Origin of the sequence: Planktothrix sp. FACHB-1355 (assembly GCF_014748295.1) — a bacterium.
Taxonomy (GTDB): Bacteria; Cyanobacteriota; Cyanobacteriia; order Cyanobacteriales; family Aerosakkonemataceae; genus Aerosakkonema; species Aerosakkonema funiforme_A.
Window position 1 is genome coordinate 1 of record NZ_JACJUP010001212.1, and the last position, 2,060, is coordinate 2,060.

Genomic DNA, 2,060 nt, shown 5'->3' on the forward strand with positions numbered 1-2,060 from the left:
CGAAAAACCTTTAAACAAACCTATCTTTTCTAGTGGATGAGTTTGGTATTTTTATTTTTGATAAAATATAACTTTTAATATTTTTATTTAATTTGTCAAAATTTTGACTAAACTCTGAGTGATAGGAAAACCTGTTATTCGCTCAAAATGAAGAAACATAGGGCTAAAATTAGCTTCTAAGAAAACATATTCACCTGTAGGCTTCAATCGCCAATCAATACCTGTCCATTCTAACATAAATGCTTTCCTAATAGCCAAACACTGATTTTCGATCGCTTCCGGCAATTCAACAGGAATTAATTCTGCTTTTGAATCTTCCCGAAAGTCTAAGCTATCGCTCCTGATTTCCGCTGCATAAACGTCCTCACCAATGACATAACTGCGAATATTTGTGCCAGGGATATATTCTTGTAAAGTCACAGGAGAAATATTTAGAGCTAAACTCATTCTTTTAGGTTCTAGATGTTCTTCTGTCAAAAATTGCGTGTGCGAACCTCCATAAACTGGCTTGAAAATAACTTTTTCGTAAGCTTGCGCGAATTCCACCAATCTTTTCGGATCGTTTGCGATCGTCGTAGCGGGAATGGTGACGCCAATTTGTTTTGCCTTACGCAGCTGCAACGGTTTCTCTTTGTGAAACTCATATGCCGACCAAGAATTCACCCATTTGGCGGGACAAGCTTGCATGAGCGATCGCAAAACGCTCATAGAATCGTTTACCGCCACAGTTTGATGATAAGAATTTTGTAAATTCGGAACATTAACTCCAGAAAAAGTACGCCAAAATACGCTTTTGATATCTGCAAAAGCCAATTCTCTTCCATTGGGAAGCAGCAACCATCCCGCTTCAGTTTGAGGTTGAAAAGTTATTTTTACTTGTGTGGGAAACAACCGAGTATCTAAATAATCGACACTCACCCCCATTTTCGTCAGTACATTATTTAAATGTAAAGCATGAGCATCTTCAGCATTACCCAGAATCAGAATGTTCATTTCGCCAATGCAGGAAAAATTACTTAGCCAAAAACATACTGTTCGGCTACTTTCCAGTAGCGGGAAAAGCGCTTCAAATCGATATAGCCATCGTAGTCTAAAAATGGCTCGATCGCCAACACTTCGATCGCTACAGAACGCTCAATTTCTTTGCAGATAGCATCAAACCGAGGGCTGGGGCTTTCTGCCGTCACAACCAAATCCGCGTTATGTTCTTTAGCAAAAGCGATTACTTCATCTGCCACATTACCGCGACGGATAACCACGGGCAATTCTAGCAAACATTCATAGATAAATGCGATGCGTTTGAGACCGATTTGCCATTCTGCCAACAAAGCATCATCCCAAACCCAAATCGCCGCTACATCAGGGCATTCTTTGAGTGCGGGGCTATAGGGACTCAGACAATCACCATGCACCCAGACGATCGATTTCTTGCTCATTGTTAATTGTTAGTTGTTAATAGTTGATTGTTGATTGTTCATCAGACTTATCATCCAAATAAATTATCACCTATGGTGTATTTGCAGATCTTGTTTTGTGAAGTAGTTGGACATAAAATCTAGACGATTCAACATAAATTTTCGTCCAAATGCTTCACATCTACGAATGTAAAAAAGTTGAGATTCTTTGGTAAAGATATCTATCAGTCATTTTAACCTGAGTGCCTTTTTTCTTCTAACTTTTGACTTTTGACTTTTGACTTTTGACTTTCTAACCCCGACCCCCTTTTTTCCCTCGCTGCCAACTTTGACTACCGCTGCGATTTTCAAACGGTTGGGCTTTTGGGAACAAGCGCTTTTCCAGTTCTTCGTAACTACCTTCAAAATCGCAATGACCGTAAAAAGGACATTGGCGACAATAAACTCCTTCTGTGTAACGTTCCAAATTCTCGCGGTTGAAAAAGTAAGGCTTGTGGCTAAAAGTGCTGGCTACCCACTGCCAAGAAAGATTATTGCTGGCAGGGTCGCCATCTAGCAAATGTTCCAGAAACCATTTTGCACCAACTTGCCAACGAACGCGCCGCCAATGCACTATGTAAGCTGCCATCCACATCCGTGCGTGAT

The 2,060-nt window shown here is 40.4% G+C and carries 3 protein-coding genes; all 3 read right to left on the minus strand.

Annotated elements, in window-relative coordinates:
• Nucleotides 1-87: 87 nt before the first annotated feature.
• The gene (locus H6S82_RS30875) at nt 88-993 is read right to left on the minus strand and encodes an MvdC/MvdD family ATP grasp protein (RefSeq protein WP_190463866.1); all 906 of its coding nucleotides are present in this window, start codon (nt 991-993) and stop codon (nt 88-90) included.
• A gap of 23 nt (nt 994-1,016) precedes the next feature.
• On the minus strand, nt 1,017-1,436 hold the full coding sequence (locus tag H6S82_RS30880; RefSeq protein ID WP_190463865.1) for a hypothetical protein: 420 nt from the start codon (nt 1,434-1,436) through the stop codon (nt 1,017-1,019).
• Between the two features lie 271 nt (nt 1,437-1,707).
• The coding region (locus H6S82_RS30885; protein ID WP_277926624.1) for an FAD-binding domain-containing protein at nt 1,708-2,060 on the minus strand (353 nt) is incomplete at its 5' end.

What these genes read in the sequence shown, in the direction of transcription:
- H6S82_RS30875 (WP_190463866.1), bottom strand. Translation starts at nt 993, where the DNA reads ATGAACATTCTGATTCTGGGTAATGCTGAAGATGCTCATGCTTTACAT.
- H6S82_RS30880 (WP_190463865.1), bottom strand. Translation starts at nt 1,436, where the DNA reads ATGAGCAAGAAATCGATCGTCTGGGTGCATGGTGATTGTCTGAGTCCC.